Origin of the sequence: Frondihabitans sp. 4ASC-45 (genome assembly GCF_049472575.1) — a bacterium.
Taxonomy (GTDB): Bacteria; Actinomycetota; Actinomycetes; order Actinomycetales; family Microbacteriaceae; genus Frondihabitans.
In genome coordinates, this window is record NZ_JBCEBN010000001.1 from 210,560 (window position 1) to 235,520 (window position 24,961).

At 68.8% G+C, this 24,961-nt stretch carries 19 protein-coding genes; 8 read left to right on the forward strand and 11 right to left on the reverse strand.

Translation table 11 applies throughout. The features are described from left to right. The first annotated feature begins 55 nt into the window (after positions 1-55). From VH571_RS00985 to VH571_RS00995, 3 genes are all read left to right on the forward strand, one after another. Positions 56-757 carry a GntR family transcriptional regulator gene (locus tag VH571_RS00985; RefSeq protein ID WP_055959867.1) on the forward strand — a complete coding sequence of 234 codons (702 nt, stop codon included), beginning with the start codon at positions 56-58 and terminating at the stop codon, positions 755-757. Continuing rightward, positions 738-1,445 carry a GntR family transcriptional regulator gene (locus VH571_RS00990; RefSeq protein WP_423262888.1) on the forward strand — a complete coding sequence of 236 codons (708 nt, stop codon included), beginning with the start codon at positions 738-740 and terminating at the stop codon, positions 1,443-1,445. Before VH571_RS00985 ends, VH571_RS00990 begins: the two co-directional genes overlap by 20 nt. Positions 1,446-1,673: 228 nt before the next feature. Continuing rightward, the gene (locus VH571_RS00995; protein WP_423262889.1) at positions 1,674-3,122 is read left to right on the forward strand and encodes an O-acetylhomoserine aminocarboxypropyltransferase/cysteine synthase family protein; all 1,449 of its coding nucleotides are present in this window, start codon (positions 1,674-1,676) and stop codon (positions 3,120-3,122) included. A gap of 10 nt (positions 3,123-3,132) precedes the next feature. Here VH571_RS00995 and VH571_RS01000 read toward each other — a convergent pair whose 3' ends face one another. From VH571_RS01000 to VH571_RS01020, 5 genes are all read right to left on the reverse strand, one after another. Continuing rightward, positions 3,133-4,416, reverse strand: a complete 1,284-nt coding sequence (locus tag VH571_RS01000; protein WP_423262890.1) for a glycosyltransferase family 87 protein — start codon at positions 4,414-4,416, stop codon at positions 3,133-3,135. 206 nt (positions 4,417-4,622) lie between these two features. Then, positions 4,623-6,137, reverse strand: coding sequence for an L-arabinose isomerase (gene araA / locus VH571_RS01005; RefSeq protein WP_055959878.1), 1,515 nt, complete (start codon positions 6,135-6,137; stop codon positions 4,623-4,625). Next, positions 6,134-6,856: an L-ribulose-5-phosphate 4-epimerase gene (locus VH571_RS01010; RefSeq protein ID WP_055959882.1), complete on the reverse strand. Its 723-nt coding sequence runs from the start codon at positions 6,854-6,856 to the stop codon at positions 6,134-6,136. The genes araA and VH571_RS01010 overlap by 4 nt, the downstream gene beginning before the upstream one ends. Then, positions 6,853-8,499: a xylulokinase gene (locus VH571_RS01015; protein WP_423262891.1), complete on the reverse strand. Its 1,647-nt coding sequence runs from the start codon at positions 8,497-8,499 to the stop codon at positions 6,853-6,855. Before VH571_RS01015 ends, VH571_RS01010 begins: the two co-directional genes overlap by 4 nt. Positions 8,500-8,693: 194 nt before the next feature. Continuing rightward, positions 8,694-9,719 (reverse strand): substrate-binding domain-containing protein, encoded by a 1,026-nt coding sequence (locus VH571_RS01020; RefSeq protein ID WP_423262893.1) that lies wholly within the window; start codon positions 9,717-9,719, stop codon positions 8,694-8,696. A 150-nt stretch (positions 9,720-9,869) separates the two neighbouring features. Between VH571_RS01020 and VH571_RS01025 the strand changes: the two genes are divergently transcribed. Both VH571_RS01025 and VH571_RS01030 read left to right on the forward strand, forming a co-directional pair. After that, positions 9,870-10,082, forward strand: a complete 213-nt coding sequence (locus VH571_RS01025) for a DUF1653 domain-containing protein (protein ID WP_423262894.1) — start codon at positions 9,870-9,872, stop codon at positions 10,080-10,082. A gap of 176 nt (positions 10,083-10,258) precedes the next feature. After that, the gene (locus VH571_RS01030; RefSeq protein WP_423262895.1) at positions 10,259-10,723 is read left to right on the forward strand and encodes a hypothetical protein; all 465 of its coding nucleotides are present in this window, start codon (positions 10,259-10,261) and stop codon (positions 10,721-10,723) included. 5 nt (positions 10,724-10,728) lie between these two features. Here VH571_RS01030 and VH571_RS01035 read toward each other — a convergent pair whose 3' ends face one another. Then, complete coding sequence (locus tag VH571_RS01035) at positions 10,729-11,553, reverse strand: hypothetical protein (RefSeq protein WP_423262896.1); 825 nt, start codon at positions 11,551-11,553, stop codon at positions 10,729-10,731. 72 nt (positions 11,554-11,625) lie between these two features. Here VH571_RS01035 and VH571_RS01040 point away from each other — a divergent pair, with 72 nt between their 5' ends. Further along, entirely contained in the window at positions 11,626-12,399 is a 774-nt protein-coding gene (locus VH571_RS01040; RefSeq protein ID WP_423262897.1) for a putative protein N(5)-glutamine methyltransferase, read from the forward strand. On the opposite strand, the gene VH571_RS01045 is transcribed toward VH571_RS01040, so the two are convergent. Next, positions 12,396-13,460, reverse strand: coding sequence for an acyltransferase family protein (locus VH571_RS01045; RefSeq protein ID WP_423262898.1), 1,065 nt, complete (start codon positions 13,458-13,460; stop codon positions 12,396-12,398). The two genes, VH571_RS01040 and VH571_RS01045, sit on opposite strands and share 4 nt — an antisense overlap. Before the next feature lie 329 nt (positions 13,461-13,789). Here VH571_RS01045 and VH571_RS01050 point away from each other — a divergent pair, with 329 nt between their 5' ends. Beyond that, entirely contained in the window at positions 13,790-15,166 is a 1,377-nt protein-coding gene (locus VH571_RS01050; protein WP_423262899.1) for a Wzz/FepE/Etk N-terminal domain-containing protein, read from the forward strand. 31 nt (positions 15,167-15,197) lie between these two features. On the opposite strand, the gene VH571_RS01055 is transcribed toward VH571_RS01050, so the two are convergent. Next, on the reverse strand, positions 15,198-16,190 hold the full coding sequence (locus VH571_RS01055) for a glycosyltransferase family 2 protein (RefSeq protein WP_423262900.1): 993 nt from the start codon (positions 16,188-16,190) through the stop codon (positions 15,198-15,200). Positions 16,191-16,225: 35 nt separating this feature from the next. Here VH571_RS01055 and VH571_RS01060 point away from each other — a divergent pair, with 35 nt between their 5' ends. Beyond that, on the forward strand, positions 16,226-17,155 hold the full coding sequence (locus tag VH571_RS01060; protein WP_423262901.1) for a glycosyltransferase: 930 nt from the start codon (positions 16,226-16,228) through the stop codon (positions 17,153-17,155). On the opposite strand, the gene VH571_RS01065 is transcribed toward VH571_RS01060, so the two are convergent. Genes VH571_RS01065 through VH571_RS01075 form a run of 3 tightly spaced genes read right to left on the reverse strand, consistent with a single transcriptional unit; the run spans position 17,135 to position 24,785 of the window. Further along, positions 17,135-18,505: a lipopolysaccharide biosynthesis protein gene (locus VH571_RS01065; RefSeq protein WP_423262902.1), complete on the reverse strand. Its 1,371-nt coding sequence runs from the start codon at positions 18,503-18,505 to the stop codon at positions 17,135-17,137. The two genes, VH571_RS01060 and VH571_RS01065, sit on opposite strands and share 21 nt — an antisense overlap. Beyond that, a complete protein-coding gene (locus tag VH571_RS01070; RefSeq protein ID WP_423262903.1) occupies positions 18,502-19,563 on the reverse strand; it encodes a glycosyltransferase in 1,062 nt (353 codons plus the stop codon). The genes VH571_RS01065 and VH571_RS01070 overlap by 4 nt, the downstream gene beginning before the upstream one ends. Further along, a complete protein-coding gene (locus VH571_RS01075; RefSeq protein WP_423262904.1) occupies positions 19,560-24,785 on the reverse strand; it encodes a PKD domain-containing protein in 5,226 nt (1,741 codons plus the stop codon). Before VH571_RS01075 ends, VH571_RS01070 begins: the two co-directional genes overlap by 4 nt. Between the last annotated feature and the right edge of the window lie 176 nt (positions 24,786-24,961).

Sequence of the window (24,961 nt, forward strand, 5' to 3'; positions counted from 1 at the left end):
CACGTCCATCCCGCCCGACGACGTCGGCTCTGAGGGCATTCGACTGAAGGACGCCATGGCCGACGACAAGATCTCGCGGACTCTGTTGCGCGAGCAGGTCCTCGTCACGATCAGTACCGCCATTCTCGACGGAACCCTGCTGCCCGGTGAGCGCCTCCGCGACGACGAGTTGACCGCCTGGCTCGGCACCAGCCGCGCACCCATTCGGGAGGCCCTCGATCAACTGGCCGACATCGGCCTGGTCGAGATGGCGCCCAACCGGTTCACGAAGGTCGCCGTGATTTCGCCGCGCCTGTACGCCGAGAGTGCGGCCGTCTGGTCAGCCATGGTCACGCGCGGAATGTACTGGGGCATTCTCCGATTTCCCGCAGACCACCTGCCCGAAGTCGAGGCGATCAATGCCGAGCTCGCCCACGCTGTACCGGCCGAGTTCCCGCCCGGCCCGACCCCGGTCGATCGCTTCGTCGCCGCAGTACTGAAGCACTGCGACAACCAGGTGCTCCTCGAGAGCATCCGCGCTCACGACCCCCTGCTCGCACTCGGGGTCAACCGCTTCAAGGATTCGATGGACGCCGCCCCCATCCACGCCTTCTTCGTCGGGCTGATCCGTCGATGCCGCGACCACGACGTCGAGGGCTTCGAGGCAGACATGCGCGTGTTCCTCGACGGGCCGATGACGAGCTTCATGGCCCGGGTCTCCGGGTACGACGACGCCGACGAGTACGAGAAAGACCGCAATGCCGGTACCCTCCGCTGACCCCGCCGCGCCGTCCCCGCGTCGCCTCCTGACCAATGACGTCTTCGAGCGCCTCCGCGACGACATCGTGCGGGGCCGGCTCGAACCCGGCCAGCGCCTGCACGATCAGGAGCTCGCGGCCCGGCTCGGCCTCTCGCGCGCGACCGTCCGAACAGCCCTCCTGCGCCTGAAGCACGTCGGCCTCGTCGAGGCGGTGCCGAACCTCTACACGCGGGTCACGCCCCTCGACCTCCGCCGGTATCTCGACACGCAAGACACCGCGTCGGCCCTCTACCTCTTCGCCGTCCGCTTTGCCACGCCCATCCTCTCGGACGAGAGCATCCACCGGCTCCAGACCTGGGTCGCGCAACTCGGCAGCACCCGCACCGACCCCCGGGTCATCGACCGCGAGACGATCTTCACCGGCGCCGTGTTCGAGGGATTCTTCCGGGTGTTCCTCGACACGCTAGACAACGGTCCTCTCGACCGGACGCTGGCGCGACTCCGCCCGCACCTCGAGCGCATGTTCGGACTGTTCTCCGAGTTCCTCCCGGCCGAGACGATCGACACCGCCTTCCGTCGCGCCGTCGAGGGTGCCGCCGCCCGTGACCCCGAAGCCGCCACCCTGGGGGTGCACCTCTTCCTCGAGGAGGCGCTCGGCGACTTCCACCGGCGGATCCGCGAGCTCCCCGAGTTCGCTGGCGCCTGACGCCTCTCCTTCGAATTTGAAGGAGAAACGCAGGGCAGACCCCCGCCGATCGGCATGAACCGGCTCCCGGCCGCGGGTTTTTCCTTCCAATTTGCAGCCGGGGCCCGCGCGAGGCCGATTGTGTACGCGTGTGACGCCTCCCGTGAGCTCCCGAGGCGCTTCGGCTAGCCTGCCAAGACGCGACAAGCCCACCAGCACGCCGACCCACGCCAGAGAGCCGAGTAGCCCATGACCAGCCCGACCTTCGACTTCGAGACCCGCCAGATCCACGCGGGCACCGCACTCGACAGCGACTTCGGCGCTCGGCTTCCCCCGATGTACCAGTCGGCCGGGTTCGTCTTCGACTCGTTCGACGACGGGCGCGGACGCTTCGACGGGTCGGTGCGCGCGGCGGCCTATGCCCGCACCGACAACCCCACCAACGCGGCTGTGGCGAGGCGCCTGGCCGACCTCGAGGGCGGCGCCGGCGCCCTCCTGACCGCGAGCGGCACCGCGGCGATCGCCCTCACGCTCAACGCACTCGCCGTCTCGGGCGACCACGTGCTCGCGACCGCCAGCCTCTATGAAGGCACACGCACACTGTTCTCGAACAGCTTCGCCCGCCAGGGCATCGAGATCGAGTTAATCGACGCCGACGCTCCCGACGAGGTCTGGCAGAACGCGATCCGGCCGACCACCAAGGCGCTGTTCACCGAGACGATCCCCAACCCGAAGAACGACGTCGTCGACCTGGAACGTCTCTCGCGCATTGCGCACGAGGGCGGCTTCCCCCTCATCGTCGATAACACCGTCGCGACGCCCTACCTCAACCGTCCGATCGAACACGGTGCCGACCTCGTGATCCACTCCACCTCGAAGTGGCTGTCCGGCCACGGGGCCGTTCTCGGCGGCGTCGTCGTCGACTCGGGCACGTTCGACTGGGTGTCGCAGGCGTCGCGCTTTCCGCAGATCGCAAGCCCGAGTGCCCGGGGGGTCGCCTCGTTTGTCGACCGCTTCGGATCCTTGGCCTTCTTGACCTACCTCCGCAGCGTCACGGCGCTCGACTACGGCCCCACGCTGCCCGCCACCAGCGCATTCATGCTGCTGCAGGGCATCGAGACGCTGTCGCTCCGCATGGACCGCCACGTGGCGAACTCGCTGGCGCTCGCACAGTGGCTCGAGCACCACGACCTCGTCACGAACGTCGACTACCCGGGTCTCGTCGGCAGCCCGTACTACGCCAGGGCCCAGCGGTATCTTCCGCAGGGCCAGGGTGCCGTGGTGACGTTCGATCTCGTAGGGGGCATCGAGGGATCGAAGGCGTTCATCGATTCGCTCGAGCTCATCAGCAAGATGACGCACCTCGGCGACGTGCGGACGCTCGCGATTCATACCGGGTCGACGATCCACGGGCACCTGACCGAAGAAGAGCGCCTCGGCCGTGGCATCACGCCGGGCACCATCCGGCTGTCGGTCGGGCTCGAGAGCGTGCGCGACCTGCGACGCGAACTGGAGCGGGCCCTCGAGGCCGTCCGCGTGGTCGTCGCGGGGCAGGGCGAGGCTTCGCAGGGTCAGGCTTTTCAGGGTCAGGGCTCGCAGGGCGAGGCTTCGCAGGGCGAGGGCTCGCAGGGCCAAGGCCCGCAGGGCGAGGCTTCGCAGGTCGACGACGAGCAGGATCCGGCGGCTGACGCCGCCTGAGGCTCAGCGTCTAGTAGCTCCTGGTCCGTACCTCGGACCCGAACGGCCGCGTCGACAGCGGCAGGGTGACGGGCACGAACGCGGCGCGCGCGAGGCGGTATGTTGCCCAAACGAAGATCACGATCAGCAGCAGGTTGCGGACGGTGAGCAGCAGCGCCGTGCCGACACCCCCGGCGAGCAGATCGTCGTACAGCACCGGGTAGACCAGCGTCGTCAGCACGCAGACGATGACCAGGACCGCACCGGGAAAACGCCACTCCGACCGCTTCGTCATCAGCCCGACGGCGACGATCGGGGTGAGCCACAGGACGTACTGCGGCGATCCGACCTTGTTGAAGACGATGAAGGCCGCGGCGAGACCGAGAGCACCGAGCAGAACGAGATCGAGCTCCCGGCCCAGCGGCTTCGCGAAGGCCGAGAGCCGACGCGTGGCAAGCGCGAGCAGGACGAGCAGGGCCACCATGACCACGACCATGATGAGCGTGCCGTTCGAGATGAGCCAGGAGTCGCCCGGCCCGGTGACCTCCTCGGTGACCAGCTTGTGGTCGTGATAGATGTGCGCGCCGGGAACGCCGGCAACCGTCATCCACAGCCACGGGGCCGCGAACGGCGCCTCGATCTGCAAGCCGCGTGAGCCCTGCTCGCCGACGAAGCTCGTGAGGTAGCGGGCTCCTCCCGCGGCGAGGACCACACCGACGACGACGGCGCTGGTCAGGATCCCGGTGACGAGAGCGATCCACCGTTTCGACGAGGCGATGACCATCGCGAGCACGACGGCGGCCGGCCAGACCTTGATCCAGGTGGCGGCAGCGAGCAGAAAGCCTGCCACGCGAGGCCGAGCTGTGACGACGAGCAGTGCCACCACGACAGCCGGCCCGACGAGCCCCTCCAGCCGCATCAGGGCGACCGGTGCCAGGATCGCGATCGTCGCGACCCAGAACCACGGAGCGGTGAGGTCGTGACGCCGCTTCGACTTGTCGAGCAGCAGCCACAGTGCGACACCGTTGACGACCGCCATGAGCACGAGCCACACGACCTGGTACAGCCCGAATCCGAGCACAGCCGGGATCAGCATGGGCACCAGCGCTCCGGCCGGGTACACCCAGTCGTGGTCGAAGACGGGCCAGTCGCCCGTGAAGATCGCGTGGTGCATCCAGCCCTGGTACACCGACACGTCGCCGCCGGCCGTGCCCCGGAATGTGAACGGCAGCGTGCCGACGAACACGGCGATATGCACCGCCGCGAAGACGATCCAGATCAGCAGGGGCGATCGGGAGGCGCGGGCGAGAAGCACCATTCGAGTGTAGGTGCTTGCGGCTACGGTCGGGTTCGGGGCGGGCTGCCCTGGACCTGTCTTGCTGGGCTCGGCGTCGGCGTCGCGGCCGCCGCAGGCCGACTGCAGCCGCGAAACCGCCAGTCGGCCCCGACACCAGAAAACGGGCACGACACCGCCGAAAGACGGCGCCGTGCCCGAAAGGTGGCGTCAGGCGCAGAGGCGCGCTACAGGCCGCGAGCCAGGCGGAAGTACGCCGCGTTCCACTGCACCTCGCGGCGGAACTCCCGAAGCGTCGTCGACTCGTCGATGATCAGCAGCTCGGTGCCGGCCATGAGCGCGAAGTCTTCGAAAGCCTCGAGCCCGACGGCGTTCGACATGACCGTGTGGTGCGCGGCACCGGCGGTGAGCCAGGCCTCGGCCGAGACGGCGAACGAAGGGCGGGGCTCCCAGACGGCGCGTCCGACCGGGAGGTTCGGCAGGTCGGCATCGGGGGCGACGACGTCGACGACGTTCGCGGTGAGGCGGAAGCGGTCGCGCATGTCGCTGAGCGCCACCACGACGGCCGGGCCGGAGTCGGCGGTGAAGACCAGGCGCACCGGGTCGTCTTTGCCGCCGATGCCGAGGGCATGGATCTCGAGCGACGGCTTCGACGAGGTGAGCGACGGCGAGACCTCGAGCATGTGCGCCCCGAGGATCTTCTCGGCGCCGGGCACCAGGTTGTAGGTGTAGTCCTCCATCAGCGAGGCACCGCCGGGGAGGCCGGCACCCATCACGTTGGCGGCGCGTACCAGCACGGCCGTCTTCCAGTCCCCCTCGGCGCCGAAGCCGTAGCCCTCGGCCATGAGGCGCTGCACGGCGAGACCCGGCAGCTGCTTCAGCGAGCCGAGGTCTTCGAAGTTGGTGGTGAAGGCCGAGAAGTCGCCGGCCTCGAGGAACGACCGAAGGCCGAGCTCGATGGCGGCGCCGTCGCGGAGAGACTGATGACGCTCTCCGCCCGGGAGCAGCGCCGGCACCACGTCGTACGAGTCGACGTAGACCTGCACGAGCGCGTCGACGTCGGCGTCGGTGGCGGCGTCGACCGCAGCGGCGAGCTCGTTGACGCCCCACGTGTTCACCGAGACGCCGAACACGTGCTCGGCCTCGGTCTTGTCGCCCTCGGTGACGGCGACGTTGCGCATGTTGTCGCCGAAGCGCGCGAGCTTCATCGAGCGGGTCGCGGCCCAGCCGGCGGCGGCACGCATCCAAGTCGAGATCTGAGAGACGACACGAGGATCCGAGACATGGCCGACGACGGTCTTGCGCGCGACGCCGAGACGCGACTGGATGTAGCCGAACTCCCGGTCGCCGTGCGCGGCCTGGTTGAGGTTCATGAAGTCGAAGTCGATCTCGGCCCAGGGCAGCTCGACGTTCGCCTGCGTGTGGAAGTGCAGCAGCGGCTTGCGGAGCGCGTCGAGGCCGGCGATCCACATCTTGGCGGGGCTGAACGTGTGCATCCAGGCGGTGACGCCGATGACCTCGTCGCGGGCGTTGACCTCGAGGGCGAGCTTGCGGATCGCGTCGGAGTCGGTGAGCACGGGCTTCCAGACGACCTTGACCGGAACCCCGGCGGCCGCGCCGAGGGCATCAGCGATCTCGCGCGACTGGTCGGCGACCTGGCGGAGCGTCTCTTCGCCGTAGAGGCCCTGCGACCCGGTGAGGAACCAGACCTCGTACTGGTCGAGAGAGGTGTTCAGGGTCATTTCGTGGCTCCTTCAGGCGCTTGGCCGTAGACGTTCTGGTAGCGGTCGAAGAGAGCGTCGATGCTCTCCTGCGGGATGGGAATGAGGTCGCCGAGCTGACGGGAGAGATGAACGGTGCGGGCCACGTCTTCGGCCATGACCGCGGCCTTGACGGCGTCGCGGGCGTCTTTGCCGATGGTGAAGACCCCGTGGTTCTGCATGAGCACGGCGCGCGACCGGTGGCCGGTCAGCGTGGCGACGATGCCCTCGCCGATCGACTCGTCGCCGATGATCGCGAACGGCCCGACCGGGATGGGCCCGCCGAACTCGTCGGCCATGGCGGTGATCACGCAGGGGATCTCTTCGCCCCGGGCGGCCCAGGCGGTGGCGTAGGTCGAGTGCGTGTGCACCACTCCCCCGACCTCGGGCATGTGTCGGTAGACGTAGGCGTGGGCGGCGGTGTCGGACGACGGCGACTTCTCGCTGCCGGGGCTTCCGGCGATGACGTTGCCGTCGAGGTCGCACAGAATCTGGTTCTCGGGGGCGAGGTCGTCGTAGTCGACGCCGCTCGGCTTGATCACGAAGAGGTCGGCGCCCGGCACCCGGCCCGAGACGTTACCGCCGGTCCAGATGACGAGGCCGTACTTCGTCAGCTCGGAGTGCAGCGTCGCGACCTGCTCTCGTGTCGTCTGGATCGCCTGCTCGACGGCGGGAGAGAAGGATCCTTGGGGTTCGGTCATGAGGCGGCGCCTTCTTTCGGGGTGGTCGGGTTCGAACGAGTGGGGGTGGCGGCCGCTGCTGCTCGCTGCAGCGGAAGCGCGGTGCGGTAGCGCTCGAGGTAGGCGGCGAAGCCCGCCTCGTCGGCCGACGTCGGCTCGACGGTCACGGCCTCGCTGCCGCCGAAGACCTCGCCGTCGAGGAACTCGGCGAGCGTGGTCTCGGACGCGCGCTCGAGGTAGGCGGCGAGCACGGCGATGCCCCACGCGCCGCCCTCGCTCGCGGTGGTCTCGACGGTGATCGGCACGCCGAGGGCCGCGGCCAGCAGCTGCTGCGAGGCACCGGGGGTGCGGAACAGGCCACCGTGCGCGAGGAGGCGATCGACCCGCACGTCTTCGTCAGCGAGGATCTCCATGCCGATGCTGAGCGTCGCAAAAGCGCCGAACACCTCGGAGCGGATGAGGTTGGCGAGAGTGAAGCTGCTGCCCGGGGTTCGGACGAACAGGGGTCGGCCGTCTTCGACGTCGGTCACGGGCTCACCGGCGAGGTAGTTGAACGACAGCAGGCCACCGGCGTCGGCGTCGCCCTCGAGGGCCTCGGCGAAGAGGGTCGTGTAGACGTCGTCCATGGGCGTGGCCGCACCCGACGCCTCGCTGAATCGCCCGAACACCCGCGCCCACGACGCCAACTCGCTCGCACCGTTATTGCAGTGGACCATGGCGACCGCATCGCCGACCGGCGTCGTGACCACGTCGAGCTCGGCGTGCACGGCCCGGAGCGGCTCGTCGAGCACGACCATCGCGAAGATGCTCGTGCCGACGCTGACGTTGCCGGTGCGCTTCGCGACCGAGTTGGTCGCGACCATGCCGGTGCCGGCGTCACCCTCGGGCGGGCAGAACGGGATGCCCGACCGAAGCGTGCCGGTGGGGTCGAGCAGGGCGGCGCCCGCGTCGGTGAGGGTGCCGGCGTCGGCTCCGGCGGGCAGGACCTCGGGAAGCAGCGCGGCGAGGTCGAGGCCGGAGGTGTGTGCGTCGAGACGCTCCTGGGCGATCTGGCGCATGGAGGCGTCGTAGCTCGACGTCGCGGGGTCGATCGGAAACATGCCGGACGCGTCGCCGACGCCGAGCGCGTTGCGGCCGGTCAGCGCGTGGTGCACGTATCCGGCGAGAGTAGTGAGCGAGGCGATCTCGGAGACGTGGGGCTCGTCGTCGAGCACCGCCTGATAGAGGTGCGCGATCGACCAGCGCAACGGGATGTTGAACCCGAGCGCATCGCTGAGCTCGGCCGCGGCGGGGCCGGTCGACGAGTTGCGCCAGGTGCGGAAGGGCACCAGCAGCTCGCCGCCCGCGTCGAGCGCGATGTAGCCGTGCATCATGGCCGAGATGCCGATGGCCGCGAACGTCGTCGGGACCACATCGAACTTCGCCTGCACGTCGGCGACGAGGGCGGCGTAAGAGGCCTGCAGGCCGGCACGGACGGCCTCGATCGAGTAGCTCCAGCGACCGTCGACGAACTCGTTCTCCCATTCGAAGCTGCCCGAGGCGATCGTGGCGAAGTCGCCGCCGATCAGGCAGGCCTTGATGCGGGTCGAGCCGAACTCGATACCGAGGGTCGCGCGGCCGTCGCTGATCAGTCGAGCGGAGTCGGTCGGGGCGGGAGAGGTCATGGAGACATCCTTGTCTTCGTCAAAGGGGCACAGCCATTCTGCCATGTGAGCGCTCACTTGGGGAGGCCGAAACGCGAGTGCCGCCAAATGCCGGCCGGGCGTCGCGCCCGGCGGCAATTGGCGGCACTCGCGACGCGCGCGCACGACAGGCGCGCGACGGGCGCGCGCGACGGGCTGGCGACGGCGGAACGACGCTAAGCCGGAGCGGGGCCGGTCGACTCGCGGACGACGAGCGCCGGCGCGGGAGCCGGAGCGGCCTGCACCACCGGCGGCGCACCCTGGGGCACGAGCAGCGCCTCGACCGTCGACATGATCTGCCGGCCGAGCGCCGCGAAGTCCTGCCGCACCGTGGTGAGCGGCGGGATGTAGTGCGCGGCCTCGGGCACGTCGTCGAAGCCGACGATGCTGACCTGGTCGGGCACTCGGATCCTGCGCTCCGACAAAGCGTGCAGAATGCCGAGCGCCATCTGGTCGTTGGCGCAGAAGACAGCGGTGATCTCGCCGCGGTCGGCACGGTCGGCGAGATCGAGGCCGATGCGATAGCCGCTCTCGGGCGACCAGTCGCCGCGAACGACCGGGAGCGGTTCGACTCCGGCCGCGGTGACGACATCGCGCCAGCCGCGCTCGCGCTCGCGGGCGTCGGTCCAGGTCGAGAGCCCGCCGACGTGCACGATGCGACGGTGGCCGAGCTCGACGAGGTGGCGGGTGGCGAGAACGGCTCCGGCGTACTGGTCAAGCGAGACGGAGACCAGGCCCTCACTCGCGGTCGAGTCGGCGGCGACCAGCGGCCGGCCGACGTCGACGGCCCGGATGGCGTCGATTCCCGCGGTGTCGGGAGCGATGAGCACGATCGCCTCGACGTTCTGGCCGAGGAGCGCATCGACGGCGCTCCGCATCCCGGCCGCGAACGTGGTGGAGTCGTCGGTGGGCAGGCTGGCTATCGACACCTGGTAGCCGGCTTGCCGGGCAGCGCCGTCGAAGCCCTGCATGATGCTCGACGGGCCGAAGAGAGGGCCGCCGGTCGAGATGAGCCCAAGCGTGCGCGTCTTGCGGCTCGCCAGCGCTCGGGCAGCGGCGCTCGGCCGATAGTTCAGTTTCGATACAGCCGCGTCGACGCGGGCTTTCGTCGCCGGTCGCACGGTCGGATCGCCGTTGACGACCCGCGAGACCGTTTGGTGCGAGACACCCGCCTCGGTCGCCACGTCGAAGATGTTCGCCACAGCGCCCGAGTCTAGAGGGGAGGATCCGTCAGCTGTCGTGTAATCCGCCGTCTGGCAGAGCGCCTGGCTCGCCGAGTGGCGCCGAATGCGCTCTCGACCCGGCTACGCAGGGCATTTGGCGGCACTCGGCACACGGCTACCCTCAGTGAGATGACCGACGTGCACCCCGGCCGCTACCGCCACTTCAAGGGCAACGACTACGAGGTGGTCCTCGTGGCCCGTGACACCGAGACCGAAGAACCGGTCGTCGTCTACCAGGCGCTCTACGGCGAGCGCGGCCACTGGGTGCGCTCGCTCGCCGACTTCACTGCACGGGTCAACCGCGACGGCTACGACGGGCCGAGGTTCGTCCGTATCGACTAGCGCAGGATCCGCGCCCACCGCCACCGACCACCGCGAGATGGCGCGATCTACCGCGATCTCGCCCCGCGCCCGGCGATCAGGCGAGCTCGCGAGTCGCGAGCGGCGTGCGGCGTGCGGCGAGCGGCGAGCGGAGTACGGCCCAGCGCAGCCGGGCACGAGCGCGCTACGCTCCGCAGATGGTGAGCGACGCACGGTTCGGGATCGAACTCTACGAGGATCCAACAGACCGGCAGACCGTCGACGGCGCGTCCGTCTTGATCGTCGGCCACGTGTGGAGCCCCGACGCTGAGCGCATCGTCGAGACTCGCGACGGCCGCGTGCTCATCATCGACCCGAGCGGACGCAACGCCACCGGGCTCAACCGCTCCCTGGCCGACACGGAGGCGTTCCTGGAGGCCTTTCGCGTCTTCTACCTCGGCGATCGGCCGCCCGTGGCTCCTCCGATGACGCGCGACGAGGCCCGCGCGCGACTGGCGGCCCTCCAGCGCGGTGAGACTCTCACGCCGCCGGCCACTCCCGAGCCGATCCCCCGCGAGGAGCGCGTGCGTCGTCTGCGCCGGGCGCTCGACGAGAGGGACGCCCCCGCGGTCGCACCGGGAACATGGTGGGCGCGGATCCTCGCCCGGCCCGAATTCGACTAGCCCGCCTACTTCGAGCCGACCGTCACGCTGACCTGTCCACCGAACCATGAGATCGTGTAGTCATCGGTCATGTAGGTCAGACCGCCCTGGGCGAAGTCGCTCCGGGTGGCGCAGCTTGCCGAGGCGGAGCTGTCTTGCGCGGAGCGGACTCTCCCGGAGATGAGGAGGCAGAACCCTCCGTCGGGTTGTGCGGCGCGGGCCACGAAGACGTCGGCACTCGTTCCCGCCGCCGTGACCAGACGAGTCGACTTCGTCTCGAAGACGTCGTTGGCGTCGAATGACAGCGGGTATTTGTCGGCCGCGGTAGCGCGACGCGCGAGCAGCGCATCGGCGGCCTCCAGATTCGTCTGCAGACTGTCGGAGCCGACAGCCGCATCTCCGGCGGCGAGACGCGAGGTCTCGGCCGGATCGCCGGTCGCCGGCAGCAGGTCGGACGTCGAGCCCGATTCTGTGGCCGAGTCGTCGTTGGTTGCAGCTAAATCACTTCCGAACGTCAGCACGGCACCCGCCCCGACACCCGCCCCGACGAGCAGCGCGAGGGCGGCGACGCCCGCGACCACGCCGCGCGAGAAGCGGCGACGCGACACCTCGATAGGCGCCGAGTCGAGATCGGAGGGGGCGTCGGCGCGTTCGCTCGGCCCCGTGGGATCCTGCGCCTCCGAGACCGAAGGATCCGCGACACTCCCGCTCAGAGCAGCCGTCCGCTCCGCTGCCTCCCGCCGGGCCGCGCGCCGCTCGAGCCACTCGCGCTGGGCCGCAGTGCGCTCGTCGCCCGACGCCGCTCGGCCATAGGCCCTCGCGTCGAGAGCGCCCCGGTCGTCGTCAGCCATGCTCGAATCGTAACCGGGCCTCGCGCCACCGGCCCGGGGAGTGGCAGTCTTGCCGTGACGAAGGAGGTCGCCATGACGACCATCGTCGACGAACTCCGTCTGGCGGGCTGCGTCTTCGCCGAAGACGAGGCAGCACTGCTCGTCGAGGCGGCCGCAGACCAAGCCGAGCTGCGGCTCCTCGTCGCCGAGCGCGTCGCCGGGCGCCCGCTCGAGTACGTGCTCGGCTGGGCCGAATTCGCCGGAATCCGCGTGCGCGTGACCGACGGCGTGTTCGTGCCTCGGCTGCGGACAAAGCTGCTGCTCCAGACCGCTCTCGAGGCGGTGGCATCGATCGCGGCTCCGCGGATCCTCGAGCTTTGTTGCGGGTCGGCAGCCCTCGCCACCGCTCTCGAGAGAGCGCGCCCCGACGCGATCGTGCTGGCGAGCGACCTCGACCCGCGCGCCGTGGAGTGCGCGAGGCTCAACCTCGGCGACCCGGGCCGAGCCTTCGTCGGAGACCTTTACGACGCGGTGCCGCCCGAGCACGCGGGCCGCTTCGACGTGATCGTCGCCAATGCCCCGTACGTGCCGACCGGCGAGATCGCGTTCATGCCGCAGGAAGCGCGGCTGCACGAGGCGGCCATCGCCCTCGACGGCGGACCCGATGGCACGGCACTGCAGGCGCGGGTGGCCGAGGGCGCTACCCGGTGGCTCGCGCCGGGCGGAACCCTCGTGGTCGAGACGAGCGTTCGGCAGGCCGACGCCACGTGCGCTCTGTTCGAGAGGGCGGGTCTGGTGCCGCGGATCCTTCGTGACGATTCTCTGGACGCCACCGCAGTTGCCGGCGTCTCCATCGAAGAGGGCTAGGGCTGGGCGGTTGGGGCTGCTGGAACGACGGTCGGCGTCGAACGGACGCGGTCGGCGACTCGTGCCAGCGGCGTCGGCAGCCCCCAGAGCCAGGTGATACGCCGGGTCAGACGATGAACTCCGAGCGAGACCAGGATCGCCGCCGCGGTGAAGACAAGCGGCACGATCGGGGCCAGAGGGCTGAGGATCCGCGAGAACGGCGCCAGCACAGCAACCCCGATCAGGATCGGGTAGAAGTGCACGAGGTAGACCTGCAGGGTGTTCTGTCCCAGCCGCCGCAGCCAGTCGAAAGCCGGTAGCCGCGAGAGGAGCACCGCGAGCGAGCAGCCTGCCGCGATGGCCAGGATGCTGACGACGACTCGCACGATCGGAAAGGTCAGGAAATCGAACTTGGCACTCGTGACCGCGGTGAGACCGTAGAGCGCGAAAGCCAGGAGGGTGAACTTCCAGGTGACGCGTGGAGCCCACGCTCGAACTCGCCCCGACACCTTCGTGGCCAGGAGGAAGTACAGGAAGTACATGCCCATCTTGTCGAGTGCGCCGTTCGGGGAGTCGATCAGCTTCGTTCCGAAGAGCTCGACGATCACGAGTGCGATGGCGAGCTGGGCGACGAGCGGCAGCGGCTTGATCAGCCAGGCCAGGGCGAAGTAGATCGCCAGGCCGTAGATGAACCAGGTGCTCTCGTTCGGCCAGACCAGCGACAGCAGGAGCGACGAGACCGACGAAGCGGATTGGCCCTCGCCGACGAGGGGGATGAACTGGAAGGCGACGAACCAGATCGTGCACCAGAGCAGGAACAGCCAGACGAGCCGGGCGATCCGAGACCAGAACAGCGTCGGGAAGTCGCGCGAGATCGCCTTCTGGGCGAACATCCCCGCGGTGAAGAAGAAGAGCGGCATCCGGAAGGTATCGAGGAGGGTTGCCGGGGTCTCCCACGGGCCGGCGAGGTGGATCTCGGCGGGGAAGATGATGGAGTGGAAGAGCGCGACGAGGATGATCGCCACGCCCTTGGCGATGTCGATCCACGTCTCACGGGGAGTCGTTCGGGGTGCAGCGGGCATGAGTCACCAGATTCGGGCCGATGAGGATGATCTCGGAATTCGGGTGCCGTGATCCACGGCTCAGACTAGCGGCGCACGCGTCCGGGCTCTACTGCCGGCATCAGGTCGGCTGCCCGACGAGGAGGCTGCGTGGTCACCAGCCCCGCAGACTGGGGGCACCACGGAGCTCGCCTCGAGCTCGCGGGTACTCCCCGCCACCCCGTAGGCTGAGCGGAACCGTCGCGGTCCGTGCTGTTGCCCGCACTCGCCGCGGTCGCCGAAGGCCCGGAAGCCCGAATCTTCCGCCCATTGATGTCGGCCCACCCTGATCAGGAACGGAATCTCTGTCGATGGACCCGAACGACTACTGGAAAGCACTCCGCAAGAGCTGGATCGTCATCGTCGCGCTGACGATCGTCGGCGGGCTCCTCGGAATCGGCTATACCGCCACTCTCGCCGACTCGTACCGGGCCGAGACGAGCCTCTTCGTGGCGTCGAGCACGAATTCGAACGGCAGCGACCTCTCACAGGGCTCCACGTTCGCTCAGAACGTCGTGCAGTCGTACGCGGGTCTCGCCACGACGTCGGCCGTACTGACGCCGGTCATCGCCGACCTGAACCTCAACACGACACCGACCCGCCTCGCTCGGCAGATCACCGCGCAGACGCCGCTCAACACCGTCTTCGTCAACATCTCGGTCACCGACGGCTCGGCCCAGAACGCGACGAACATCGCCAACGCCGTGGCCCGCTCGCTCCGCACGGTCGCGATCGACCTCGCTCCGACGTCGACGACCGGACGGTCGCCCATCGCGATCTCCATCGTCGCTCCCGCACTCGTGCCGCAGAGCCCAGCCGGCCCGAACCGCCACTTGATCACGATCACCGCGGCCGCGATCGGTTTCGCGCTCGGCATCCTCTACTCGATCGGTCGGCTCCTCTTCGATACCCGCCTCCGCACGGCTGACGACATCGAGTCGATCTCGGAAGTCCCGGTCGTCGGTGCTGTGCGCCGAGGTTCTCACGGGCGCATCGCGCTTCGGGACGACCCAGAGGGCGCCCAGGCCGAAGACTTCCGCCGTATCGGCGCCACCCTGCGTTTCGCGGGCAATGGGCGCGCAGTCCGCTCGGTCACGCTGACCGCGGCGTCGCACGGCGAGCAGGGCCCCGAAGTCGCTCTCGATCTCGCCCTGGCGACGTCCGAACGATCTCTCCGAGTGCTCGTGATCGACGCCGACCTCCGAGCACCGTCGCTGGACCACCTCACCGCCGAAGGTGCCGGATTCGGCCTCACCGACGTCCTCGATGGGGCTGCCTCGTTGGTCGACGCCACTCGCCCGTGGGCGGACGGCGTCGATCTGCTGGTCGCAGGGAGCGGCCATTCCAACCCGCACTTCGCACTCGGTTCGACGGCAATGGCTCAACTCGTCCAGACGGCGACCGCGGCCTATGACTTCGTCATCGTGCAGGCCGCCTCGGTGCTCGACTTCGCGGACGCCCTCACGCTCTCCCACCTCACGGACGGCACCCTCGTGACCGTGCGGAGCCAGACGACCAACCGTCGACAACTCCACGAGGGCTTGGCCGCTCTCGACGGAGTCAAGGCGAGCGTGATCGGCATCGTGCTCACCGAGGCAAGACTCGACGGACGCCGTAACTCGACTTCCGGCTCCCGTTCGCTGACGCCCGCGACGTCGGCCGCCTCCGCACCGAGCGTGGGTCGCTGACCAGGCCGGTGGCCGAGTGACGACGACCCCGCTACTTCGCCCGGCGGTACTCCTGGTACCGGTAGCCCCAGGCGCCGCCGAGCATCCCCGCGCCGCGAGCCAGAGTGCGGACGCCCTTGGCCCGCTGGGCGATGGAACCGAGAAGAGTACCGCGAAGGATCCTGGCGACCCCGCCGAGAACCCGGACGAGCCCGCGCGCCGTCAGTCGAGCTCGCACCCAACCTCGTGCCAGGGCCCCCGGCGCCAACATCACCGACGTCAGGCTCCACCCGTTTCCACTCGAGAAGGCGCGCAGTACCACCCAGCGCCGGGTGAGCCGCGCCGGCGGTACGACGTCGGTGACGAGCGCCTCCGCGCACCAGAGCATGAGACCGCCTCGCGCGACGATCTGTCGCGTGAAGAGCGTGTCTTCGCCGCCGTGGACCGCCAGCTCGGCATCGAACCGAAGTCCTTCGCGACGAATGAACGCGAGATCGAGGAGCAGGTTGTTCGTCGCCGCGACGTCGACTGCGGTCCCGGTCGGGAGGCGACGCCGAACGAAGAACTCGCCGGCTGTGATCCACGGATCGGGCTCGTGGGCGAAGGCCGACACCACCGGGCCGACGACGGCGGCGGCATCCCGTTCTCGCTGAAGCGCGAGGAGATCGGCGAGCCAGGTCGCCGACGGACGCTCGTCGTCGTCGATGAACACCAGCAGGTCGAACTCACTCGATTCGGCGAGAGCACGGTTGCGGGCGACGGCGATACCGGGCTCGGTCTCGGAGACGTAGTCGATGCGCACGCCCCGCTGATCGGCAGCGGCCCCAGCCACCGTGACGGCATCGCGAGCGGAAGCGGCCGGATCGTTGTCGACCACGAGCACGCGAGCCGTCGCCTGCCCCGATACCGAAGCGGCCTGCTCGACGAGAGCCGGCAGGATCGCGCCCAGGTCGTCCGGGCGCCGGAACGTCAGCACCGCGATCGTGAGCGTCGGAGTGGTCGTGCTCGAAGAGGGCGTGCTGGAAACGGTCGTCACACTGCCCATTATCGCGGTCTCGGCCGCACCAGCGGAGGAACCCCATGAGCTCGTTCGAGGATCTGTCCATCGTGGTCGTCAACTACGGTTCGAGCGACCTGCTTCGGGTCAACCTCGCTCCGCTCAGTCGCGCGGTCGACGGGGTGAGGGTCGTCGTGGTCGACAACTTCTCGACGTCCGCCGAACGCGACGTGATGACCGAACTCGCCAAGGAGGAGGGCTGGGACCTCCTGACACCCGCGAGCAACCACGGCTTCGGCGGAGGGATGAACCGGGGCGTGGCACGGGCGGCGGAGCTCGGCGCGCGCTTTCATCTGCTCGTCAACCCCGACGCGGTCGTCGACGAGCGCGCACTCGGGGCGCTGCACGCTGCGGTGCGGGACGACCCCGAGACTATGGCGGCTCCGCGTATCCTGCGCCCCGACGGGTCCCTGTGGTTCGGGGGCTCCGACCTCTATCTCGATGACGGCAGGATCCGGTCGTCCCGTCGACGCACCGACCCGCAGGCACGACTGCGCCCCTGGCTGAGCGGCGCCTGCCTCGTGGTCTCCGACGACCTCTGGCGACGAGCCGGCGGCTTCGACGAGGACTACTTCCTCTACTGGGAAGACGTCGATGTGTCGCAGCGCGTCATCGACGCGGGCGGTCGCCTCGCCGTGCTCGACGACGTCACCGTCGTCCACGCCGAGGGAGGAACGCAGAAGGGCGGAGGCCACGTCGAGTCGGGCGAAGCCAAGAGCGCCACCTACTACTTCCACAACATCCGCAACCGGCTGCTCTACGCGACGAAGCACCTCTCCGACGCCGACCTGCGGGCGTGGCAGGCCGTCTCGCGGAAGGTCGCCTGGGAGATCCTGCTTCAGGGCGGCAGGCGCCAGTTCCTTACCTCGCCGCAGACTCTCGTCGTCGGATGGCGGGCGCATCGCGCCGGGCTCCGGCTCGTCGACGCCGAACTAGCGCGTCGCGGCCTCTGACGTCTCGTCGGCGGGAGCGGCGCGCTGCTCGACTCGACGCCGGGCGAGATCCTTCGAGACGTACCAGAGGTTCGGGATGATCTGCAGCAGCAGCACGGTCAGGGCCGAGCCGATGATGGGCCCGGCAGCGCCGAACGGAGCGATCAGCAGCCACGACACACCGAGGTTGAGCGGGATCATCGCGAGGCTCGGCACGACCTGGAACTTGAGGCCCGCCTTGTCGGTCATGTACATGCCGATCGGATACTTCGCGGCCTGCAGGGCGACGTAGGCGACGAACGACACCAGCAGGATCGGCGAGAGCTGGATCCTGCCGCCCGCGATGAAGTGAACGAGCCACGGCGAGAGAAGCGCCAGCGCTCCCCCGACGACGAGCCCACCTCCCAGGAACCAGAACGTCGGCTTCGTCGGCGACGCGATCCGGCCCGCCGCGCGGTGGCCCGCATAGATCGGCCACAGCGCGACGCCGGCCGCGGCGATGGTCTGGAGCACCAGGCCGAACAGCTGCGACGAGAGGTTGTACTCGGCGAGATCCTGCGACGTGCCGACGTGGCTCAGCAGGATGCGGTCGGTCTGGAACGCGATCGGCTGCGCGAGCGTCTGCACGAGCATGGGCCACGCGAGGCCGAGGACCGCGACGCCGCGATAGGCGCGGACGCGGAAGATCAGACGGAACGCCTGCCCGATCTGGGGCGACAGCGCTCGAGCGGCGATCCAGAGGCACAGGACCGAGAGGAGGGCGTTGCCGATGTAGGAGACGACCGATAGAAACGTGCCGGCCGGGATCATCAGCAGGGCGAGGGCGCCGATGACGAGCAGCATGAACGGGGCGACGATCGCCTGGCTCGCCACCTGCACGTTGGTCTTCTTCAACCCGACCAGGATCCGCTGACCGACCGTGAGCGGCACCGCGATCCCGAAGATCACGAGACAGAGGCCGGCCGTCAGATTGCCGCCGGGCATCAGGCCCGAGCCGAGCAGGGTCGGCCACCAGCCGAAGACGGTGATGACGGTCGCGACGACGATCATGATGCCGCCCGAGACCATCAGGATCCGGAGCGCAGTCACGATCGTCCGCCGGACCACGTCGTCCGTTCGAGGCGATCTCGAGCCGGCCACCTCGTTGATGACGACGGCCGCGATCCCCAGGTCGGCGAAGGGGAGCAAAGTCGGGAAGCTCGACAGCAGCCCGTACTGGGCGTACGCCTCCGTGCCGAACGACTGCAGGATGACCCGGCTCGTGAGAATACCGAGAACGCCAGAGAGGCCCATCACGAAGATCTTGATCATCGCGGTGGAGCCGACCTGGCGCATTCCGCCGGAACGGACCGGGGTGTCGGTCTTGGTCACTGTTCGATGCCCGAACGACGACCGGGACGGAGAACCGCCACCGCACGGCGGTACGCCGCGACGTGCCGCTCGCCTGCATCGCGCCAATCCCGCGCGGCGAGATCGGGGTGGGAGTCGGCCGGGCGCGGATCCTGAAGTGCCGTGACGATGTCGTCCGTCGACAGGTCGCCCTCGTAGCGGTGGACCCAGCCGGGGCCGACCTCGGCGGCGAGACGCTCGGTCACCGCGTTCTGCGGCACGAGGACGGGGCGGTCCAGCGACAGAGCCGTCAGGACGCCCCCGGAGTTGTGCATCTCGCGATAGGGCAGGACGACGAGCTCGGAGCGGCGCACGCTCTCGACCAGAGCGGCCTCGTCGAGGAACCGCAGATCGAGACTGACGCGCGCGTCGTCGTCCGCGAGACCCCGCAGGTGCTCGGCCAGCTCATCGGTGCTGGGCTTGCCAGCCACGTGAAGGCTGGCCGAACCGGGCACCGAGCGGAACACTTCGACGAGTCGCTCCACGCCCTTATAGCGGCGGATGAGCCCGACGAAGCCGATGCGGCCGGGCAGGGCGTCCGGTTTGTCGAACCGCTCGAACCAATCGCGGTAGTGGCCGTGCGGGATGAGCTCGGACGCCTGCCCCGAGGGGGTCGGAGTCTCGTCGTTCAAGCGGATCCAGAGAGTCGTCCGCCGCTCGATCAACGCCAGCAGCGCGGCCTCGCGGCGCGAGATGCCCGACGGGCGCTCGAGATTGTGCAGCGTGCGGACGATGGGGGTGCGCGTCACGGCGAGCTTGGCCACCAGCGCAACCGTGAGCACCTGTCGGACGAGCTTCTTCACCGGGCTCTGGCCCGAGACGAGAATCTCGGGCCAGTGCACGTGGAAGACGTCGCTGCGAGTCAGCAGGGCCGACTTCCAGGAGAAGGTGCGGAGGGTCACACCGGGCTGCGCCGAGACCGCGTCACCGAGCATCACCAGGTACGGGTTCGTCGTCGGCCGAGGCCGGGGAAAGGACTGCTGCACGATGAACGCGCTGCCCTCCCCCCGGCCACGGCGACTGGAGACGGTCGAACTCACGGCTTGAAGCCGCTCAACTGCTGGAAGCTCACCACCTGAGCACCGTTCGTGGCGCTCCCTGATTCGTAGGCGAGGACCCCGACGTCACCGGCGGTCTGCAGAGTCGCCGACGAGTCGGTGGCGCTGACCGTCCAGGCGGTCGGCTCCGCGGTGCCCGTGGCCCACACTTTGGCGCGGACCAGGGTCGGACTGGTTCCGGTGACCTGCACCCGCATGCTCAGCGAGCTCCCCGCCGAGACCGTCACCGGGACGAGCGTGTCCTTCGTGAGGGCGATCGCCGTGGCCGAGTTCGGGAAGGCGCTCAGGCCGACCGTCGCCGTGCCGTTGCTCAGCAGTCGCACTGCCGCCCGGTACTCGTTGTTCGTCGCGATCTTGCGCCCGATGGCCGAGATGTAGGTTCCGCCGCCGGTCGCCGCCTTGTCGAGACTGAACTGGAGTCGGTAGTCCGTGGCGGTCTGCTTGACGGAGGCGAGCTCGGCACCGGCCTGCGCACCGGGTCCGCTGAGCGACACCTTGCCGGCGCCACCCGAGACCGAGAGAGCCGAAGCCGACCCGATCCGGGTCCATGCGCCACCCACGTCGGCGGTGCCGAAGCCGTTGCTGACCGTGCGGCCGAAGGCATCGAGAGCGAACGGAACTGCCGCGGGAGCAGTCACCGTGACCGTGGCGGTCTTCGTGGTGGTGGCGCCCTTGTCGTCCGTCACGTTGAGCGAGACCGTGTAGGTACCGGCCGTCGAGTAGGTGTGACTCGTCGTCTTCCCGGTGTCCGTCGCGCCGTCACCGAAGTTCCAGGCGTACGAGGCGATGCTGCCGTCGGCGTCGGTCGACCCGCTGCCGTCGAGCGCGACCTTGAGGTCGGTCACCGTCGAGGTGAAGGCCGCGACCGGCGGCTGGTTGACTGCCGGGGCCGTGATCGTCACGTTCTGCGTCTGCACGGCAGTGGCTCCGGAGTCGTCCGTCACGGTCAGCTTGACCGCGTACGTGCCGGACGCCGTGTACGTGTGACTCGTCCTCGGCGTCGTGGTGGTCGACGTCGCCGTGCCATCTCCAAAGCTCCAGCCGTACGAGACGACCGTGCCGTCGGGATCGCTCGACGTGGACCCATCGACGCTGAGACCGAGACCCGAGGCCGACGACGTGAACGAGGCTGTCGGCGCGACATTCGGCGCCTTGTCCACAGTCACAGTCTTCGTCGAGACGCCGGTGGCGCCCTGATTGTCGGTCACCGTCAGCGTCACCGTGTAGGTGCCGGCCGACTGGTAGGTGTGCGTCACCGTCTTGCCCGTGGCGGTCTTGGTGTCGCCGAAGTCCCAGGCGTAGGAGGCCACGGTGCCGTCGGAGTCACTCGACGTCGCGGCATCGGCCGAGAGGACGAGAGCGTTCGAGCTCGTGGAGAACGCAGCGGTCGGCGGCACGTTGGCGGGCGGAGCGACCGTTACGGTCTTGCTGGTCGTTCCGCTGGCGCCCTCGTTGTCTTTCACCGTCAGGGTGACGGTGTAGGTGCCCGCCGCGATGTACGTGTGGCTAGCAGTCGCCGTCGTCGCCGACGATCCGTCGCCGAAGTCCCAGGCATACGACGAGATGCTGCCATCCGAGTCGGTGGACGCGGCACCGCTCACGCTCACGCCGAGGTTCGTTGTGGTCGCCGTGAATGCGGCCGTCGGCGGGGCGTTGACGCGCGGAGCCGTGACGGTGACCGAGGAGGTCGACGTCGACGACAGGCCCTCGTTGTCGGTCACGGTCAGCTTGACCGAGTAGGTGCCCGCCTGGGTGTAGGCGTGGGTCACGGTCTTTCCCGTGCCCGTCTGCCCGTCACCGAAGTCCCAGGCAGAGGAGGCGACGGACCCATCGGAGTCGGAGGACGCCGACGCGTCGAACGCCGCCGAGAGGTCGGTGGTCGTCGAGGTGAACGAGGCCGTGGGCGCGACGTTGACCCGCGGTGCCGTCACCGTCACCTGACCGGTCGACGTTCCGACCGCTCCCTTGTCGTCGGTCACCGTGAGGGTGACCGTGTACGTGCCGGCCTTGTCGTAGGTGTGCGCAGGTGTCTTGCCGGTGCCCGAGCCGTTGTCGCCGAAGTCCCAGGCGTAGCCCGCCACGGTTCCGTCGGTGTCAGCCGAGGCCGAGGCGTCGAACGAGGCCGAGAGGTCTTTCACCGAGGAGGTGAACGACGACGTCGGCGCGACGTTGACGGCGCCGGCACCCAGTGCGTAGTGGTCGCTCACCGTGGCGGCCGAGAGAGCCCGACTGTAGATGGACACCTCGTCGATGGATCCGGAGAAGTAGGCGCTCGAGGAGCCCCACGTGGTGTCGCCGCCGATCTTCCAGTACCCCGTGTAGGCCTGGGCGTTCGGGGTCGGGTTCGTGCCCTGGAGCACGCCGTCGACGTACAGCTTGAGGCCGTCCGACGACTGCGAGGCGACGACCTGGTGCCAGGTGCCGTCGTTGTAGGAGCCCGGGGTCGTGATCGTGTTCGTCTGACCCGTGTAAGTGCCGAAGACGAGCTGACCGTTGTCCTGCATGTAGATGTGCCGGTCGTACGAACCCGACTGTCCCGTCTGGCTGGAGCCGAAGCCGACGATCTTGCCGCCCGACGTCGTGGTCGTCTTGAACCACGATTCGATCGTGTAGACCTCGGGGTCGTTGAACGACTGCGAGCTGTTGACCTGACCGCTCGAGCCGTCGAACGTCGCCGCCGTGTCGGAGACTCCCGAGAGAGCGCCCTTCGTGCCCTGCGTCACGCCACCGGCATAGCTGCCAGATGCACCCGAGAGGCTCGAGTCCTTGGCCGTGGAGGCGCCTGCGGCGTCACCGAGGCGGTAGTAGAGGTACGGGTCGTCGGTGAAGACCCGGCTGCCGTAGTTGTCGCTCGGAGCCGAGTTGAGCTGCGAGGCGTAGCCGGCCGCGACGTACTGGTTGTTCGCCTGCGTCTGCGTCAGAGCCGTCGGGTAGACCGACACGTCGTCGATCGAGCCATTGAGGAAGTTCGCTCCGGACCACGACGAGTCGCCGCCGACTCTCCAGTAGCCGCTGTAGTCCTGGGCGTTCGTCACGTCGCTGCGGGTGCCGACGCGCTTGCCGTCGACGAAGAGCTGCATTCCCGAGCTGCTGAGCGTGCCGACCAGCTGGTGCCACGCGCCGTCATTCAGGGCCGAGGGGCTCGTGAGGGTCTGCGTGTTGCCGTTGTAGACGCCGAAGTTCACCTTGCCGGACTGGTCCATGTAGAGGTGGCGGTCGTACGACGACGATGTGCCGGTGGGCGAGTTGCCGAAGCCGACGATCTTGCCGCCGTCGGTCGACGTGGTCTTGACCCACGCCTCGACCGAGAACGTCTGGGGCCCTGCGACGGCCGTCCGGGTCGCGGCGAGACCGTTGCCCGTGCCATCGAAGGACGACGCGGTGTCACCGTCGACGGTTGCGCCCGCTGCGCCGCGAGACACTCCGGATCCTGCCGTCATGTCGTTGTAGCCGGCGGCATCGAAGACCGTGCTGCCGCTGGCCTCGTCGAAGCGCCAGAACGACGACGCACCCTGCGCGAGGACGGTGTTCGTGTAGGTCGAGGGCTGCTTTGACGAGACCGTCACGGAGACGCCGTCACCGAGAACGGTGTTGCCGTCCGGATCGGTGGCGCGGAGGCGGTAGCTGTACGTGGCCCCCGGGGTGAGCCCGGTGTCGGTGAAGCCCATGGCGGGCTTGTTCCAGACCGACGAGTCGGCTTTGACCTTGTAGATGGGAGTGGTCTGGTTGTTGTCGCGGTAGAGCTCGTACGACAGGGTCGAGTTGTCGGGGTCGGAGTTGGCGGGCCAACTCAAACGGACGGAGCCGGAGGCGAGCGAGACGCCGCTCGGCACGAATTTCGCGCCGCTCGCCTGCGGGCCCATCTTCTTCGGCGCGACCGAGGGCACTGCGAAGCGGGCGAGGCCCTGCTGACGCACGCCATTGACCGTCGTGAACTCCCCGCCGTAGACGACGTACTTCGAGTTCGCCGCGACGCTCCAGGGGCCCTGCGTCTTGCCGGTGAAGGTTCCGGTGTTGAACTCGGGATACCAGTTCAGCAGCGACGGGGCCGGGTTACCGGCCCAGTTGTAGTAGCCGTAGGGGTCGGCGGTGGCCGTCTGGGTGGCTTCCTTCGAGAACGCGATGGCGCGGTGGAAGGTCCAGTCGGGGTCGGTCTGCGGGAACCCGCCGATGTTGCCGCAGTAGTGCGGGTGGCCCGCGATGTACTCGGCGTTCTCGCTCACGGCAACGCTGTAGGTGTCGCCGTGGCAGTCTTCGACCCAGTTCAGGTTGCCTGTCGCCCAGTCGGCGCGGAAGGACCCCTCGAGAGTGCCCGGCCCGAAGGTGTACCCGGAGCCGTAGACGCCGCTCGCATCGCTGGCGAGAGAAGTGATGGCGGCCTGCGTTCCGGCGTTTCGGACGATGTTGTTCGCGGCGAACGGCTGAAGGGCACCGGTGGTGTCGACAGCGCCGAGGCCGAACCCGGGGTTGGACGAGCCGTTCAGCGTCGTGAAGGCCCCGCCGACCACGATCTTCTGCCCGTCCGGCGACACTGCCAGGGCGTTGACGTCGCCGCCGTCGGCCGAGGCCGTGAAGGGGATGTTCTTGCCGGCCGTGGTCAGGGCCGCGACCTTGTTGTGGGTCTCCTTGTTGACACTCGAGAAGACGCCGCCGATGTAGACGGACGAGCCGTTCACCGCGATGGCGTTGACGGTCGAGTTGATCGTCGGCGCAAAGCCCGGCAGAACTGCGCCGCTCGTGGGGTCGAGTGCGACGACCCGGTAGGCGTTCGCCCCGTTGACGGTGGTGAACGAACCGCCGACGTAGAGGCGAGAGCCGTCCGGCGAGGCCGTTACCGCTCGGACCTGGCCGTTGAGCACGGGAGCGAAAGCGGAGTTCAGCACACCGGTGGTCAGGTTGTACGAGAGCAGATACGGGCGCGAGACCGTGTTCGCCCCTGACGCGGACCCCGCCGGCTGTGCCGTCGTGAAGTTGCCGCCCGCGTAGACGGTGTTGCCGACGATGGTCTGCGACCACACGACGCCGTTGATCTGCGGCGTCGGCAGAGAGTCCGCGGTCACGGTGGTCGGAGTCTTCGGATCCGCCGGGTTCGTGGGCGCCGTGTCCGCGTGTGCGGGGGCTGCCAAGGCGAAACTGCTCAGGACGATGACGGCGGCGGCGGCGATGCTGGCAACGCGCAGGCGCGGCGACACGGATTGCTCCATGGAGGCCTCTAACACTTCGGGTAAGCCGTGGGGTCGGGTTTCCCACGTGTGATCTGCGTGAGTTTCGGGTTCACGACTGCCGCGAGTTTCGGGTTCACAGCAGTAAACCGACTATAGGTGACCCCCGCTCGGGTTACATACCCCCAAATAGGGGTGGAACGGTTCGCAGAATGGAA

Bases quoted from the DNA above. Each gene is read 5' to 3' on its own strand.
- VH571_RS00985 (WP_055959867.1), top strand. From the start codon at position 56: ATGGCCGACGACAAGATCTCGCGGACTCTGTTGCGCGAGCAGGTCCTC.
- VH571_RS00990 (WP_423262888.1), top strand. From the start codon at position 738: ATGCCGGTACCCTCCGCTGACCCCGCCGCGCCGTCCCCGCGTCGCCTC.
- VH571_RS00995 (WP_423262889.1), top strand. From the start codon at position 1,674: ATGACCAGCCCGACCTTCGACTTCGAGACCCGCCAGATCCACGCGGGC.
- araA (WP_055959878.1), bottom strand. From the start codon at position 6,137: ATGACCCTGAACACCTCTCTCGACCAGTACGAGGTCTGGTTCCTCACC.
- VH571_RS01010 (WP_055959882.1), bottom strand. From the start codon at position 6,856: ATGACCGAACCCCAAGGATCCTTCTCTCCCGCCGTCGAGCAGGCGATC.
- VH571_RS01015 (WP_423262891.1), bottom strand. From the start codon at position 8,499: ATGACCTCTCCCGCCCCGACCGACTCCGCTCGACTGATCAGCGACGGC.
- VH571_RS01025 (WP_423262894.1), top strand. From the start codon at position 9,870: ATGACCGACGTGCACCCCGGCCGCTACCGCCACTTCAAGGGCAACGAC.
- VH571_RS01030 (WP_423262895.1), top strand. From the start codon at position 10,259: ATGGTGAGCGACGCACGGTTCGGGATCGAACTCTACGAGGATCCAACA.
- VH571_RS01035 (WP_423262896.1), bottom strand. From the start codon at position 11,553: ATGGCTGACGACGACCGGGGCGCTCTCGACGCGAGGGCCTATGGCCGA.
- VH571_RS01040 (WP_423262897.1), top strand. From the start codon at position 11,626: ATGACGACCATCGTCGACGAACTCCGTCTGGCGGGCTGCGTCTTCGCC.
- VH571_RS01045 (WP_423262898.1), bottom strand. From the start codon at position 13,460: ATGCCCGCTGCACCCCGAACGACTCCCCGTGAGACGTGGATCGACATC.
- VH571_RS01050 (WP_423262899.1), top strand. From the start codon at position 13,790: ATGGACCCGAACGACTACTGGAAAGCACTCCGCAAGAGCTGGATCGTC.
- VH571_RS01055 (WP_423262900.1), bottom strand. From the start codon at position 16,190: ATGGGCAGTGTGACGACCGTTTCCAGCACGCCCTCTTCGAGCACGACC.
- VH571_RS01060 (WP_423262901.1), top strand. From the start codon at position 16,226: ATGAGCTCGTTCGAGGATCTGTCCATCGTGGTCGTCAACTACGGTTCG.
- VH571_RS01075 (WP_423262904.1), bottom strand. From the start codon at position 24,785: ATGGAGCAATCCGTGTCGCCGCGCCTGCGCGTTGCCAGCATCGCCGCC.